General features: G+C 67.8%; 14 protein-coding genes. 9 read left to right on the forward strand and 5 right to left on the reverse strand.

Annotated features, from left to right (window positions below; genetic code table 11):
* Positions 1-12: 12 nt before the first annotated feature.
* The 3 genes from FFI87_RS06945 to FFI87_RS06955 are packed head-to-tail and all read right to left on the reverse strand — an operon-like array spanning position 13 to position 2,321.
* Positions 13-405, reverse strand: coding sequence for an OsmC family protein (locus tag FFI87_RS06945; RefSeq protein ID WP_138847875.1), 393 nt, complete (start codon positions 403-405; stop codon positions 13-15).
* Positions 406-454: 49 nt separating this feature from the next.
* The gene (locus FFI87_RS06950; RefSeq protein ID WP_138847874.1) at positions 455-2,035 is read right to left on the reverse strand and encodes a Na+/H+ antiporter; all 1,581 of its coding nucleotides are present in this window, start codon (positions 2,033-2,035) and stop codon (positions 455-457) included.
* 25 nt (positions 2,036-2,060) lie between these two features.
* Complete coding sequence (locus tag FFI87_RS06955) at positions 2,061-2,321, reverse strand: XapX domain-containing protein (RefSeq protein WP_138848491.1); 261 nt, start codon at positions 2,319-2,321, stop codon at positions 2,061-2,063.
* Positions 2,322-2,594: 273 nt separating this feature from the next.
* On the opposite strand from FFI87_RS06955, the gene FFI87_RS06960 reads away from it, so the two are divergent.
* Entirely contained in the window at positions 2,595-3,281 is a 687-nt protein-coding gene (locus FFI87_RS06960; RefSeq protein ID WP_011656592.1) for a hydrolase, read from the forward strand.
* A 70-nt stretch (positions 3,282-3,351) separates the two neighbouring features.
* Here the strand turns inward: FFI87_RS06960 and FFI87_RS06965 are convergent, their stop codons facing one another.
* Positions 3,352-4,275 (reverse strand): LysR family transcriptional regulator, encoded by a 924-nt coding sequence (locus tag FFI87_RS06965; RefSeq protein ID WP_138847873.1) that lies wholly within the window; start codon positions 4,273-4,275, stop codon positions 3,352-3,354.
* A gap of 101 nt (positions 4,276-4,376) precedes the next feature.
* Here FFI87_RS06965 and FFI87_RS06970 point away from each other — a divergent pair, with 101 nt between their 5' ends.
* From FFI87_RS06970 to FFI87_RS06995, 6 genes are read left to right on the forward strand one after another with little or no spacing between them, the layout of a single operon-like run.
* A complete protein-coding gene (locus FFI87_RS06970; protein WP_011656594.1) occupies positions 4,377-4,544 on the forward strand; it encodes a DUF1427 family protein in 168 nt (55 codons plus the stop codon).
* 19 nt (positions 4,545-4,563) lie between these two features.
* Positions 4,564-6,456, forward strand: coding sequence for an amidohydrolase (locus tag FFI87_RS06975; RefSeq protein ID WP_012371981.1), 1,893 nt, complete (start codon positions 4,564-4,566; stop codon positions 6,454-6,456).
* Between the two features lies 1 nt (position 6,457).
* Positions 6,458-6,904: a DoxX family protein gene (locus FFI87_RS06980; RefSeq protein ID WP_138847872.1), complete on the forward strand. Its 447-nt coding sequence runs from the start codon at positions 6,458-6,460 to the stop codon at positions 6,902-6,904.
* 53 nt (positions 6,905-6,957) lie between these two features.
* Positions 6,958-7,872, forward strand: coding sequence for a glyoxalase (locus FFI87_RS06985; protein ID WP_138847871.1), 915 nt, complete (start codon positions 6,958-6,960; stop codon positions 7,870-7,872).
* Positions 7,869-8,564 carry a YoaK family protein gene (locus tag FFI87_RS06990; RefSeq protein ID WP_138847870.1) on the forward strand — a complete coding sequence of 232 codons (696 nt, stop codon included), beginning with the start codon at positions 7,869-7,871 and terminating at the stop codon, positions 8,562-8,564. The genes FFI87_RS06985 and FFI87_RS06990 overlap by 4 nt, the downstream gene beginning before the upstream one ends.
* The gene (locus tag FFI87_RS06995) at positions 8,561-10,105 is read left to right on the forward strand and encodes an alginate export family protein (protein ID WP_138847869.1); all 1,545 of its coding nucleotides are present in this window, start codon (positions 8,561-8,563) and stop codon (positions 10,103-10,105) included. Before FFI87_RS06990 ends, FFI87_RS06995 begins: the two co-directional genes overlap by 4 nt.
* Positions 10,106-10,312: 207 nt before the next feature.
* On the opposite strand, the gene FFI87_RS07000 is transcribed toward FFI87_RS06995, so the two are convergent.
* Positions 10,313-11,899, reverse strand: a complete 1,587-nt coding sequence (locus tag FFI87_RS07000; RefSeq protein ID WP_175693770.1) for an acid phosphatase — start codon at positions 11,897-11,899, stop codon at positions 10,313-10,315.
* Positions 11,900-12,116: 217 nt separating this feature from the next.
* Between FFI87_RS07000 and FFI87_RS07005 the strand changes: the two genes are divergently transcribed.
* Together FFI87_RS07005 and FFI87_RS07010 are read left to right on the forward strand one after the other, a co-directional pair.
* Complete coding sequence (locus tag FFI87_RS07005; RefSeq protein ID WP_138847867.1) at positions 12,117-13,475, forward strand: cytochrome-c peroxidase; 1,359 nt, start codon at positions 12,117-12,119, stop codon at positions 13,473-13,475.
* A gap of 142 nt (positions 13,476-13,617) precedes the next feature.
* Positions 13,618-14,004 carry a hypothetical protein gene (locus FFI87_RS07010; RefSeq protein WP_138847866.1) on the forward strand — a complete coding sequence of 129 codons (387 nt, stop codon included), beginning with the start codon at positions 13,618-13,620 and terminating at the stop codon, positions 14,002-14,004.
* The last annotated feature ends 9 nt before the right edge of the window (positions 14,005-14,013 follow it).

A 14,013-nucleotide genomic window follows, 5' to 3' on the forward strand; every position in this document is an offset into this window, starting at 1 on the left:
GTGTTCGGTGGGTCAGGCGATCGCCGTGTCGATCGCGATCGGGTGCGTGAGGATCTTGTGCACCGGGCATGCGTTCGCGATCTGCAGCAGGCGCTCGCGCTGCTCGTCCGACAGGTCGCCGTCGAGCGTGATGCGCCGCACGATCGTGCTGCCCGCGCTGCCGGCTTCGTGCGCGAGCTTCACGTGCACTTCGGCGAGCGGCCAGCCCTTGCGTTGCGCGTACATCTTCAGCGTGATCGCGGTGCATGCGCCGAGGCTCGACAGCAGCAGCGCGACCGGCGCCGGCGCGGCGTCGCCGCCGCCAAGCGCAGCCGGTTCGTCGGCGCGCCATTGATGAACGCCGTCGGTGAAATGGACCAGGTAATCGACCGAGCCGATGCTCGCTTCGACGGACAGTTCGCTCATTGCAAATCCAGGTTGGGAAAGGGGAGGCGGGCCGGCAGCCGGCCCGGCATTACGGTTCGAGCAGACGCTGCAGCCGCAGTTCCTCGAAATCCAGCTCCGATTCTATGCGGTGCAGCACCGCGTCGTCGACCCGCCCGTCGCGGTGCAGGTCGAGCAGCGCGTCGCGCGACACGCCGACCAGCTCGAGCTCCACGCGCAGCATCCGCGCACGCACGCCCGCCGGTTCCGCGCCGTCGCGATGCGCGCTTTCGTTGAACGCGACGCGGCTTCGATATTCGGTCAGCAGCCGGTCGAGCGATGCGGGTTCGAGGTCCGAGCCGCGCTGCTCGCGTGCGTCGAGCTCGGCGAGCGCCGCGCCGAACGTATGCGCGCGCACCGCGTGCTCGGACATCGTCTGCCGGGTGGCCGGGCGCAGCTTCAGCACGCGGATCAGCGGCGCGAGCGTGCCGCCCTGGACGACCAGCGTCGCGATGATCAGCAGGAACGTGCTGAACAGGATCAGGTCGCGGCCGGGGAAATCGCTCGGCAGCGCGATCGCGGCGGCGAGGCTCACGACACCGCGCATGCCGGACCAGCCGAGCACGACGGCCTCGCGCCACGACCACGGCGGATGGCCCGCGCGCCGTGCGCGCAGACGGCCCGGCAGCCACATCGCGACGAACACCCACACGACACGCGCGGCGATCGCGGCGGCCGTCGCCGGCAGCGCGACGCGCAGGCCGGCCATCAGCATCGCGCCTTCGTGGTTCACGCGCGCGAGGATCGCGTGCAGCGCGAGGCCGATCAGGATGAACACGAGCGCATCGAGCACGAACACGATCGCTTCCCAGGTCGCCTTCGCCTTGATCCGCATGTCGGCGTCGAACACGCGATGCTGGCGCACGCCGAGCACGAGGCCGCAGGTGACGACCGACAGCACGCCGGAGCCGTGCACGGCTTCCGCGATCCCGTAGCTGCCCCACGCCATCGCGAAGGTCACGACGATCCCGAGCATCGGCTCGCGCAGGCGCTGCAGCACCCAGCACATCGCATGGCCGCACGCGAGGCCGACCGCGATGCCGATCAGCGTGAGCGAGAAGAACAGGCCGGTGGCGCTCGCGGTCGTGATCGAGACGGCAAGTGCGGCCGACACGGCCATCTGATACAGCAGCAGGCCCGACGCATCGTTGACGAGGCTTTCGCCTTCGAGCACCGCGACGAGCCGCGCGGGCAGCGGGTGACGCTGCAGGATCGCCTTCGCGGCGACCGCGTCGGGCGGCGACACGATCGCGCCGAGCGTGAAGCACGCGGGCCAAGGCAATGCCGGGTTCACCGCATGCACGGCGAGCGCGACCGCCACCGTCGTGAACACTACCGCGCCGAGCGCGAGCGATGCGATCGACGCGAGCTCGTGCCGGAATTCCTTCCACGCGGTGTAGAAGCCGCTCGACATCAGAAGCGGCGGCAGCACGGCCGCGAGCAGCAGCGCCGGGTCCATGTCGGGCACGCGCTTGCCGGCAACGGCCACGACACAGCCGCCGAGCAGCAGCACGACGGCCGGCGGAATCGAGATCCGTTCGGCGAGCCATGTGAGCGCGCCCGCGCCGCAGATCAACAGCAGCAGGTAATGGAACAGCTCGACGTTGCTCATGCGCGGTGCGTGCGGGAAGCGTGCATCAGGACGGCGTGCGTTCGTTCGTGCTGCCGCCCGGCAGCGGGCCGAACATGTGCTGGCTGCACTTCGCGTCGCGCCATGCGGCGTTCAGCCGATGGCCCGCGAGCATGCGCCGCGCGACGGGCAGGATCTGTTCGCCGGCCAGCATGCCGAGCAGGCCGATGAGCGCGATGACCGGCGGCGCGGGCGAGTTCACGCCGATCACGCCGTAGATGACGCCGGCGAGGATGCCGGCGAACAGCGAGAGGACATACGGTTTCATGGTGGAGCGTCCGGTGATGGCGAGCGACGCCGCAACGGCGCCGTCAAAGTCTTGAGAGCGTATCGGGTTTGCGTGAAGAAAAAAAGAGCGAGGGGCCCCGAACGCACGTCGTTTCCGGAATCGCATCGATTCCGTTTCTTGGGTGGTCACGCCGAGCGTTTGCCGATTAAATACGTCGCGCCGGGTCCGATCCGGCGTGATGCATTTGCGGCTCCTCCCGTTCTCACGGCCGAGGCAGGCCTCCTTTTTTTCGTTCACAGGACTCCACGCGCCATGAGCAATCCGAAACTTGAAGTTCTCACCCCCCAGAACAGCCAGCTGATCTTCATCGACCAGCAGCCGCAGATGGCGTTCGGCGTGCAGTCGATCGATCGCCAGGTGCTGAAGAACAACGTCGTGGGCCTGGCGAAGGCCGCGAAGGTATTCAACATCCCGACCACGATCACGACGGTCGAAAGCGACAGCTTCTCGGGCCACACCTATCCCGAGCTGCTCGACGTGTTCCCGAACCAGAAGACGCTCGAACGCACGTCGATGAACTCGTGGGACGACCAGAAGGTGCGCGACGCACTGGCCGCGAACGGCCGCAAGAAGGTGGTCGTGTCGGGCCTGTGGACGGAAGTCTGCAACACGACGTTCGCACTGTGCGCGATGCTCGAAGGCGACTACGAAATCTACATGGTCGCCGACGCATCGGGCGGCACGTCGCAGGCCGCGCACGACATCGCGATGCAGCGCATGGTGCAGGCCGGCGTGGTGCCGGTCACGTGGCAGCAGGTGCTGCTCGAATGGCAACGCGACTGGGCACGCCGCGACAGCTACGACGCGGTGATGGCGATCGCGAAGGAGCATTCGGGCGCGTACGGGATGGGTGTCGACTACGCGTACACGATGGTCCACAAGGCGCCGCAACGCACCGCGACGCCGCACGAGTCGATTCCGCCCGTGCCGGCGAAGTAACGGACGATCGGCCGCGTTCGCCGCGGCCGACGCATGCGGCGGCCGCGGTGTTTAGCCGGCCGCCGCTCGCTCAGGCTACGGGCAACGCCCACGGCGCGTGCGCGAAGTGATCGGCGAGGAAATCGAGCAGCACCGTCACGCGTGCGGCGCGCAGCAGCCCGGGCGGCGTGACGAGATTGACGTTGACATCGGCGATTTTCCACTCGGGCATCACTTCCTCGAGGTCGCCGCTCTGCAGCGCGTCCCACGCGAGGAACTCGGGCTGCAGCGCGAGGCCGTGACCGGCGAGGAGCGCGGGGGCGATCACGTCGGCATTGTTGGTGCGGATGCGTCCGTGCACGGACACGCCGACATCCTCGCCCGAAGCCGGATTGCGAAAGTGCCAGTGCTCGGGCGTCGGCAGGTTCGTGTACGTGAGGCACACGTGCTGTTCGATGTCGCGGGGATGCGTGGGACGGCCATGCCGGTCGAGATATGCGGGCGATGCGACGAGCGGACGGCGCACCGCGCACAGGCGGCGCGAGCGCAGCGATGAATCGCTCAGCTCGGCGATGCGGATCGCGACGTCGAACCCGCCGGACACGATGTCGACGATGTGGTCGGTCAGCACGAGGTCGATGTCGACGCGCGGATAGCGCTCGAGAAACGCGGGCAGCAGCGGCGACAGATGGCGCAGCCCGAACGACATCGGCGCGTTCACGCGCACGAGACCGTGCGGTTCGAGCGCTTGCGCGCAGGCCTCGCTCTCGATCAGTTCCGCATCGGCGAGCAGGCGGATCGCGCGGTCGCGCAGCAGCTCGCCGGTCGGTGTGAGCGACAGTTTGCGCGACGTGCGGTACAGCAGCATCGCGCCGAGGCGCTTTTCGAGGCGCGCGATGGCCTTCGACACGGTCGGTTGCGAGATGCCGAGCAGTTCCGCGGCTTTCGCGAACGAACCGGTCTCCGCGACGCGCGCGAAGATGGCCCAGGCTTCGAGATCAGGAAGATGTTGCATGGCCGGACAGGGTGACAGGGAAGCGAAGTGGAAGCGAAGGTAGCGAAGCATGCGGCCGACGCGATGCGGGTCATTCTAATCCGGTCGGGAGAAAAATCGTTATGGAATCTTATCTATCGTCGCTGGCGGCCGGCCTGTTGATCGGCGTCGTGTACAGCGTGATCAAGGTGCGCTCGCCGGCGCCGCCGCTGATCGCGCTGATCGGCCTTGCCGGCATGCTGGTCGGCGCGCAGGCCATCGGGCCCGTGCGTCACTGGCTCGGCTTCTGACTGTTTCGAGGACATGTTAATGACCGCAACCGATACCCAACCGGATCTGATCCTGCACAACGGGCGCATCACGACGCTCGATCGTGCGAACCCCGTCGCCGCCGCGGTGGCGATCAAGGACGGCCGCTTCGTCGCGGTCGGCAGCAACGCGGACGTGATGCCGCTCGCGGGCCGCGCAACGAAAGTGATCGATCTCGACGGCCGCGCGGTGCTGCCGGGCCTGACCGACAACCATACGCACGTGATTCGCGGCGGCCTGAACTACAACATGGAGCTGCGCTGGGACGGCGTGCGCTCGCTCGCCGTCGCGATGGAGATGCTGCGGCAGCAGGTCGCGATCACGCCCGCGCCGCAATGGGTGCGCGTGGTCGGCGGCTTCACCGAGCATCAGTTTGCCGAGAAGCGCCTGCCGACGATCGACGAGCTCAACGCGGCCGCGCCCGATACGCCGGTGTTCATCCTGCACCTGTACGATCGCGCGCTGCTGAACGCGGCCGCGCTGCGCGTCGTCGGCTATACGAAGGACACGCCGGAGCCGCCGGGCGGCACGATCCTGCGCGATGCCGCGGGCAACCCGACCGGCCTGCTGCTCGCGAACCCGAACGCGACGATCCTCTACGCGACGCTCGCGAAGGGCCCGAAGCTGCCGTTCGAGTACCAGTACAACTCGACGCGCCACTTCATGCGCGAGCTGAACCGGCTCGGCGTGACGGGCGTGATCGACGCGGGCGGCGGCTCGCAGAACTACCCCGACGATTACGAAGTGATCCGCCAGCTGCACGACGCGGGCGAGATGACGATCCGCATCGCGTACAACCTGTTCACGCAGAAGCCGAACGCGGAGAAGGAAGACTTCGTGAACTGGACCAAGAGCGTCAAGTATCACGACGGCACCGACTACTTCCGCCACAACGGCGCGGGCGAGATGCTGGTGTTTTCCGCGGCCGACTTCGAGGACTTCCGCGTCGCGCGTCCGGACCTGCCCGCGCAGATGGAGGACGATCTCGAAGGCGTGGTGCGCGTGCTCGCGCAGAACCGCTGGCCGTGGCGCATGCATGCGACGTACGACGAGACGATCAGCCGCGCGCTCGACGTGTTCGAGAAGGTCAACGAGGACATCCCGCTCGAAGGGCTGAACTGGTTCTTCGATCACGCGGAGACGATCTCCGAGCGATCGATGGACCGGATCGCGGCGCTCGGCGGTGGCATCGCGGTGCAGCACCGGATGGCGTATCAGGGCGAGTACTTCGTCGAGCGCTATGGCGCGCAGGCGGCCGAGGCGACGCCGCCGGTCGCGAAGATGCTGTCCAAGGGCATCAAGGTGTCGGCCGGCACGGACGCGACGCGGGTGGCGTCGTACAACCCGTGGGTGTCGCTCGCCTGGCTCGTGACGGGCAAGACGGTCGGCGGCACGCGCCTGTATCCGCAGCGCAACCTGCTCGATCGTGAAACCGCGCTGCGCATGTGGACCGAGTACGTGACGTGGTTCTCGAACGAAGTGGGCAAGAAGGGCCGCATCGCAGTCGGTCAGCTCGCGGACCTGATGGTCCCCGATCGTGATTTCTTCACCTGCGCGGAGGACGATATCGCCGACACGACCGCGTTGCTGACGGTGGTGGGCGGCCGGATCGTGTGGGGTGCCGGGCCGTTCGCGTCGCACGATATGCCGATTCCGCCCGCGATGCCGGACTGGTCGCCGGTGCGCACCTACGGCGGCTATGGCGGCTGGGGCGCGACGCAGCGCGAGGGCGCGCCGCTGCAGCGCGCAGCAGCGGCCGCTGCCGCGTGCGGTTGTTCTACCGCGTGCGGCATGCACGGCCACGCGCATGCGAGCGCGTGGGGCCGCACGTTGCCGACGTCGGACGCGAAGGGCTTCTGGGGCGCGTTCGGCTGTTCGTGCTGGGCGGTCTGACATGACGACCCTGACCGGCCGGTGCAGCCCCGCGTGGATTCGCGCGCTCCTGTCGCAGGCGTGGGTCGGATCGCTGGTCCGGCTCGCGCTCGTTTCGGCGTTCCTGATCGGCGGGGTGAACAAGGCGATGCACTTCGGCGATGCGGTCGCGGAGCAGGCGCATTTCGGCCTGCACCCGCCCGCGCTGTGGGCGGCGCTGGCGATTGCGGTCGAGATCGGCGGCTCGCTGTGCGTGGTGTTTCGCCGCTTCACGTGGCTCGGCGCGGGCAGCCTCGGGATGCTGACGCTCGTCGCGATGGTCGTGGCGAACGATTTCTGGAATCGCTCGGGCGCTGAACACTTCATGGCGCTGAACAGCTTTTTCGAGCATCTGGGCTTGATTGCGGCGCTCGTGCTCGCGACCATCGTCGACGATGCGCGGCAACCGGCCGCCGACGGCCATGTGTGACCGGGATTGCCCGAGTCGATCCATCCTCTGATGAAACAACAAGGACCTCCGTTATGAAAACCCTTCGTTCCGCGCTGCTGGCGCTGACGATTGCTTGCGGTCTCGTCGCCGCGCCCGCCGCGTTCGCGAAACCGCCGGTGCCGCCCGCGGTCACGCCGACGCTGGCCGTCGGTCCGCAGTACGACACCACGCACGTCTGCGTCGCGCCGGAAGATTTCGACCGCTTTACCGACAGCTTCGTCGCGACGTTCGGCGGCAAGAAGTCGAAGCAGGGCGTGTTCCAGGTCACGCCGACGCCGAGCCAGACGATGTCGCAGCTCGTGCTCACGCCGGTCGGCACGGTGTCGGTGTTCGGCTTCAAGACGCCGATTCCGTATCCGTTCTGCGAGGAGCGCACCGGTTATCTCGTCACCGACATGGACGTCGCGGTGAAGTCGGCGCGTGAGCACGGCGCGGACGTGATCGTCGATACGTTCCCGGACCCGATCGGCCGCGATGCGATCATCGCGTGGACGGGCGGCGTGAAGATGCAGCTCTACTGGCATACCCAGGCGCCGCACTACGACGCGTTGCAGACCATCCCCGAGAATCGCGTCTACGTGTCGCCGCAAAGCGTGCGCAAGTTCGTGCACGACTTCGTCAAGTTCTCGAAGGGCAAGGTGGTGTCCGACAACCTGAAGGCGCCGGGCGTCGAGATCGGTCGCCCGAACGACACGTACCGCCGCATCCGCATCGAATCGGGCTTCGGCAAGATGACCGTGCTCGTGACGGATGGCAGCCTGCCGTACCCGTTCGGGCGCGAGATGACCGGCTACGAAGTGCCCGATCTCGGCGCGACGCTGAAGCGGGCCGAAGCCGCCGGCGTGACCGTGCTCGTGCCGGCGTTTACCGCCGACGGCCGCGACGCGGCGCTCGTGCAGTTCCCGGGCGGCTACGTCGCCGAGATCCACGCGAGCGCGGCGCGATGAAGCACGAGGACACGATCCTTGCGGCGGTGGCCGGGTTCGTCGATACGCTGAGCTTCGTCGCGCTGTTCGGCCTGTTCACCGCACATGTGACGGGTAACTTCGTGCTGATCGGCGCGGGCATCGCGGGCTTCGGCCAGGGCGTGGTGCTGAAGCTCAGCGTGTTTCCCGCGTTCGTGTGCGGCGTCGTCGCGGCGAGCCTGATCGCGCGGTCGATGTCCGGGCGGCCCGAGTGGCAGGGCACGCGCGCACTGCACACGGTGCAGGCCGTGCTGCTGCTCGGCTTCTGCGCGGCCGGCCTGTGGGCGACGCCCGTCACGCAATCCGATAGCCTGCCGGTGCTCGTGGCCGGCATCGTCGGCACGTTCGCGATGGGCGTGCAGAACGCGCATCCGCGCGTGATGGCGCGCGCCGGCGTGCCGAACACGGTGATGACGGGCAACGTCACGCAGGCGATCCTCGATGTCGTCGACCTGTTGTCGGCCGGCACGACGGACAGCGTCCGAGCGGTGGCACGCGCGCGCTTCGGCAAGATGCTGCCGGCGATCGTCGCGTTTGCGCTCGGCGCGGCCGGCGGTGCGCTCGGGTTCCGTTACGTCGGCTTTGCGGCGCTGCTCGCGCCTGTCTGTGCGCTGGCGATGCTTGCGCTGGGTTCGTCCCAAGCGGCCGTACCGGCCACGCAGGAGCGCGCATGATCGGGCGGAGGCCGGGCAGGCAACGGACACATCACGGCTGCCGCTTCGAGCGGGCCGCACGCCTGTCGATCGTCGCGGGGCTGTTGGTCGCGGGCGCCGACGCGGCGTTCGCGCAGACGCCGGCAGCATCGACTTCGACGCCGGCGCAAGAACCGGCGCCGGCTTCGACTGCGCCATCGGTTTCTACATCGGCAACGACGCCCGTGGCGACCACTGCAACGACGTGCACCGCCAAGCGCCCGACGGTGCTGTTCAACCGCTGGCAGGAAGACTGGTCGGTGCTCGCGAATCCATGCGTGCCGCGCGCGCCGCTCGACGGGCTGAAATACATCCCGCTCGGCAATGATCCGGCATCCTATCTTTCGATCGGCGTGAACCTGCGCGAGCGGCTGGAGACCAACGACGCGCCGCTGTTCGGGATCGGCTCCGCGCAATCGGATACGTACCTGATCCAGCGCGTCGAAGTGCATGCCGATGCGCATCTCGGCCAGCACTGGCAGTTCTTCGTGCAGCTGCAGGATGCGCGCGCGTTCGGCAAGAACACGGTGTCGCCGGTCGACCGGAACCCGCTCGATCTCGAGCAGGCGTTCGCGACCTACACGGGCGCGCTCGGCGGCGGCACGGTCAAGGTCCGCGTCGGCCGACAGGAGATGGCGTTCGACTTGCAGCGCTTCATCGCCGCGCGCGACGGCCCGAACGTGCGGCAGGCTTTCGATGCGGTGTGGGCCGATTACGAATACGGGAAGTGGCGCTTCATCGGCTATGCGACGCAGCCGGTGCAGAACCGCAACGCCTCCGATTTCGACGACGTGTCCAATCGCAATCTCACGTTCAGCGGCGTGCGCTTCGAGCGGCAGTCGGTCGGGCCGGGCGACCTGTCCGGCTACTGGTCGCGGTACAACCGCAAGAACGCGCGCTTTCTCGATGCGAGCGGCCCCGAGCATCGCGACGTGTGGGACCTGCGTTACTCGGGCACGCAGGGCCGTTTCGACTGGGATCTCGAGACGATGCTGCAGAGCGGGACGGTCGGCAGCAATACGATCGGCGCGTGGGCCGTCGGCTCGATCGCCGGCTACCGGCTCGACGCGCCGTGGTCGCCGCGCATCGCGCTGCAGGTCGATGCGGCATCGGGCGACCGGCATCCGCACGACGGCCGCGTCGGCACCTTCAACCCGCTGTTTCCGAACGGCTATTACTTCACGTTGGCCGGCTTCACGGGCTACTCGAACCTGATTCACGTGAAGCCGTCGGTGACGCTGAAGCCGGCGCCGAACCTGTCGCTGCTCGGCGCGCTCGGCTTCCAGTGGCGCGAGACGACCGGCGACGCCGTCTATCAACAGGCGAACGTCGCGGTGCCTGGCACCGCGGGCAAGGGCGGCTCATGGACGGGGATGTACGTGCAGCTGCGCGCGGACTGGACGATCGCCGCGAACCTGATCGGCGCGGTCGAGGCCGTGCATTTCCAGGTCGGCGACGCGATCCGGCAGGCGGGCGGGCACAACGCGGACTACGTCGGCGTCGAACTGAAGTATGGGTGGTAGCGCGCGGCGGCCACGTGTTCTGCCCGAGCGGGCGGCCGCCGCTGCCGAATGCGGGCGCGACGATGCTGGCGATCGCGCTCGATGACGCCGGCCGCGCGCGCACGAGCAGGCGGCGCATGAAAAAGGGCGACCCCGCGTGAGCAGGGCCGCCCTTCGTTCGTCGGGGCCGGCGGCATGGCCGCCCCGTTCGCGGTGATGGCGATGCCGTTACAGGTTCGGCGACAGCGCGAGCGCGTTCGTCAGGTCGCCCATCGGCTGCGCGCCGTTCGCTTTCAGCGCGTCGTCGCGTTGCTGCAGCCCCGCGAGGCGCGGCAGCGAGAAGCGGCGCGTGATGAAGCGCAGGATCGAACCCGTGTCGTACTGCGTGTGGTCGACGAAACCCTTCTTCGCATACGGCGACACGATCAGCGCCGGAATGCGGGTGCCCGGGCCCCAGCGATCGGCGGTCGGCGGCGTGGCATGATCCCAGAAGCCGCCGTTCTCGTCGTACGTGACGACGACGACCATGTTCTTCCACTGCGGGCTTGCCTGCAGGTGCGCGATCACATCGGCGATGTGCTGATCGCCGGAGGCGACGTCCGTGTAGCCAGGATGTTCGTTCAGGTTGCCCTGCGGCTTGTAGAACGCAACCTGCGGCAGCGTGCCCGCGTCGACCGCCTTGATGAACTCGGCACCGTTCGCGCCGCCGTCGAGCAGGTGCTGCGCGCGGTTCGCGGTGCCCGGCGCCTGGTTCGCGAAGTAGTTGAACGGCTGATGGTGCGGCTGGAAGTTCGGCGTGGACAGATCGGCGCCGTAGATCACGTTCGACGTGCCGTTCTGGCTCGCCTGCAGCGCCTGGCCCCATGCGCCGCCATACCATGCCCACGAGACGCCCGCGTTGGTCATCAGGTCGCCGATGTTGGTCGCCGTCTGCGGCGGCATCGTCGACGGATTGGCCGGATCGGCGAGCAGCGGGTCGCCGCCCGTGGCGGCCTTGTTGCCGCTCGGCTGGTACGCCGGCTGCATCGTGTTGACGCCATAGAAGTCAGGCGTCAGCGCGCCGTCGTTGACGAACTTCGGCGGGCCGCTCAGTGCGGAGGCCGGCGAGTTCGTGGCGACCTTCAGCGACTTGCCGTCGGCGTTCAGGACTGCGATCTTGCCGGCCGCCGGGCTCTTGTCGGCATTGGCGTAGAACGGCGCGCACGCGCAGATCAGGTACTGGTGGTTCAGGAACGAGCCGCCGAACGCGCCCATGAAGAAGTTGTCGGCCAGCACGTACTGCTGCGCGATCTTCCACAGCGGCAGCTTCGACGGATCCGCCGTGTAGTGGCCCATCGTCAGGCCGCCCGCATCGGTCCATGCGGCATACATGTCGTTCTTGCCGCCGTCGATCTGCATCTGGTCCTGGTAGAAGCGGTGCACGATGTCGCGCGTCGCGATGCTCATCGACTGGTTGAAGCCGTTCGGATCGTCGATCGCGAACGGCGCGTTCGGCAGGTTCGCCGTCATCGCCTCGGTGACGGCCGGCGTGATGCCGGTCGCGGTCAGGCCGCCCCAGATCTTCGGCAGCGTCGCCATCGTCGAACCGTCGCGATCCTTCTGCACCGAGTTCGCGGCCGTCGCGTTCTGCAGACCGTTCGCACCCGGGAAGTTGCCGTACAGGTTGTCGAAGCTGCGGTTTTCCGCGTAGATGACGACGACGTTCTTGACTGCCGACAGGCCTTGTTGCGTGACATCGTCGCCGCCGCAGGCGGTCAGGCTGAGCGCGGCCGCGAGGGCGATTGGTGTGTAGCGAATCCAGGCGTGCTTCTTCATGCGATGTTCTCTCTTTCGTCGTTTGTCGCGTGTGGGAACCGGTTGGCGCAGGGCCGGCGCATGATCTTCGAGGCATCGGCCGGCTGCGCGCATTATCGGGAATCGATTTGACAGGCAGGTGTAGGGGTGCTTTCGATTAACTGTCGGTCGAACGTCATGTAACAGTCACGGAACTGACATAAGCTCCGGCCGATTGCCCACCGCTACAAGAACGACGATGCACACCCTTCTGAAATCCGTCGCGTCCGCGCGAGCGCTGATCTCTGCCGCGGCAACGCTGACACTCATTGCGGGATGCGCGGCGCTCGCCGGTTGCGATGCGCGGCCCGGCGCGAATGCGCCGGCCGTGCCCGTCGTCCCGGCGGCACAGGCTGCTCCGGCCGCTCCGGCCGCTCCGGCGGTCGCGCCCGCCGGTCAGCCGCAAACGCGCGCGCAGGTATTCGAGGGCGTCAAGCAGATGACGGCACTCGGCAAGCAGTTGTTCTTCGATCCGTCGCTGTCGGGGTCCGGCAAGCTCGCGTGCGCGTCGTGCCATAGCGCCGAGCACGCGTTCGGGCCGCCGAACGCGCTGTCGGTACAACTCGGCGGCGACGACATGCACCGCACGGGCTTTCGCGCGGTGCCGTCGCTGAAGTACCTGCGCGGCATTCCCCCGTTCAGCGAGCACTTCCACGATTCACCGGACGAGGGTGACGAAAGCATCGACGCGGGGCCGACCGGTGGGCTGACCTGGGATGGCCGCGTCGACACGCGCGATGCGCAGGCGCGCATTCCTCTCACGTCGCCATTCGAGATGAGCAGCTCGCCGGCGCGGGTTGCGAAGGCAGTTCGCGCCGCACCCTATGCCGATGCGTTCCGCCACGCGTTCGGCGACCGGGTCCTCGCCGACGACCAGGCGACCTTCGGCGCGGTGCTGCGCGCGCTCGACGCATTCCAGCAGCAGCCGGCGCTGTTCGATCCGTACACGAGCAAGTACGACGCGTATCTCGCCGGCCACGCGCAGCTCACGCCTGCGGAGCTGCACGGGCTGCAACTGTTCAACGACGAGAAGAAGGGCAACTGCGCGAGTTGCCACGTGAGCCAGCGCACGCTCGAAGGCGGTCCGCCGCAGTTCAGCGATTTCGGCCTGATCGCGATCGCGGTGCCGCGCAACCGCGCGCTGCCGGTCAATCGCGATCCGCGCTTCCACGATCTCGGCGCGTGCGGCCCCGAGCGCACCGACCTGAAGGGCCGCGACGAATTCTGCGGGTTGTTCCGCACGCCGTCGCTGCGCAACGTCGCGTTGCGCAAGACGTTCTTCCACAACGGCGTGTACCACTCGCTCGAGGACGTGATGCGCTTCTACGTCGAGCGCGACATTCATCCGGAGAAGTTCTATCCGGTCGTGCACGGCAAGGTGCAGATCTACGACGATCTGCCGAAGCGCTACTGGCCGAACATCAACCGCGAGCCGCCGTTCGACCGCAAGCGCGGCGACGCGCCCGCGCTGAACGCGACCGAGATCAAGGACGTGATCGCGTTCCTGGGCACGCTGACTGACGGATATCAACCGGCGGCCGCGTCGGCTGCGCGCTAGAAGGCGTTCCTGGCGGCACGCATGCTATGCTCGCTCGCTGACGGGCGTGGCGCGTGCCGGATGGCCGGCCCCCGGATGGCCGTCCCCCCGATTCGCCGGCCGCGCGCCGCGCCTTCGATCGAACATCCAAGGAGAACAACACATGTCGATGCGTGCATCCCTTTCCATCGTCACGCGCGTGCTGGCCGGCGCCGCGTGCGCAGCCGCGATGCTGCCCGCCCACGCACAAAGCAACCTGGGCTTCCTGAACGACACGCCGCTGACCTACTTCAGCAAGACCGACCGCGCGTCGCTGACCAAGGCCGTCGCGCAGGTGCGCGACGAAGGCAAGGACGGCGAAACCACGACGTGGCAGAGCAACGGCCGCGGCACGCAGATCGATGCGAAGCTCACGCCGTCGACGTCCGAAACGGATGGCAAGACCTGCCGCGAAATCGCGACCGAAATCTCTGCGAAGGGCCAGTCGATGATGCTCAAGCCGATCTTCTGCAAGACCGCCGCGGGCAAATGGCAACTGCAGAAACGCTGAGCTCGGTGC

The organism is Burkholderia sp. KBS0801 (genome assembly GCF_005937855.2).
GTDB lineage: Bacteria > Pseudomonadota > Gammaproteobacteria > Burkholderiales > Burkholderiaceae > Burkholderia > Burkholderia ambifaria.

Excerpts from the sequence above, each read along its gene's own strand:
- FFI87_RS06995 (WP_138847869.1), top strand. The coding sequence starts at position 8,561 with ATGATCGGGCGGAGGCCGGGCAGGCAACGGACACATCACGGCTGCCGC.
- FFI87_RS06980 (WP_138847872.1), top strand. The coding sequence starts at position 6,458 with ATGACGACCCTGACCGGCCGGTGCAGCCCCGCGTGGATTCGCGCGCTC.
- FFI87_RS06960 (WP_011656592.1), top strand. The coding sequence starts at position 2,595 with ATGAGCAATCCGAAACTTGAAGTTCTCACCCCCCAGAACAGCCAGCTG.
- FFI87_RS06985 (WP_138847871.1), top strand. The coding sequence starts at position 6,958 with ATGAAAACCCTTCGTTCCGCGCTGCTGGCGCTGACGATTGCTTGCGGT.
- FFI87_RS06955 (WP_138848491.1), bottom strand. The coding sequence starts at position 2,321 with ATGAAACCGTATGTCCTCTCGCTGTTCGCCGGCATCCTCGCCGGCGTC.
- FFI87_RS07005 (WP_138847867.1), top strand. The coding sequence starts at position 12,117 with ATGCACACCCTTCTGAAATCCGTCGCGTCCGCGCGAGCGCTGATCTCT.
- FFI87_RS06945 (WP_138847875.1), bottom strand. The coding sequence starts at position 405 with ATGAGCGAACTGTCCGTCGAAGCGAGCATCGGCTCGGTCGATTACCTG.
- FFI87_RS07000 (WP_175693770.1), bottom strand. The coding sequence starts at position 11,899 with ATGAAGAAGCACGCCTGGATTCGCTACACACCAATCGCCCTCGCGGCC.
- FFI87_RS07010 (WP_138847866.1), top strand. The coding sequence starts at position 13,618 with ATGTCGATGCGTGCATCCCTTTCCATCGTCACGCGCGTGCTGGCCGGC.
- FFI87_RS06950 (WP_138847874.1), bottom strand. The coding sequence starts at position 2,035 with ATGAGCAACGTCGAGCTGTTCCATTACCTGCTGCTGTTGATCTGCGGC.
- FFI87_RS06975 (WP_012371981.1), top strand. The coding sequence starts at position 4,564 with ATGACCGCAACCGATACCCAACCGGATCTGATCCTGCACAACGGGCGC.
- FFI87_RS06990 (WP_138847870.1), top strand. The coding sequence starts at position 7,869 with ATGAAGCACGAGGACACGATCCTTGCGGCGGTGGCCGGGTTCGTCGAT.
- FFI87_RS06970 (WP_011656594.1), top strand. The coding sequence starts at position 4,377 with ATGGAATCTTATCTATCGTCGCTGGCGGCCGGCCTGTTGATCGGCGTC.
- FFI87_RS06965 (WP_138847873.1), bottom strand. The coding sequence starts at position 4,275 with ATGCAACATCTTCCTGATCTCGAAGCCTGGGCCATCTTCGCGCGCGTC.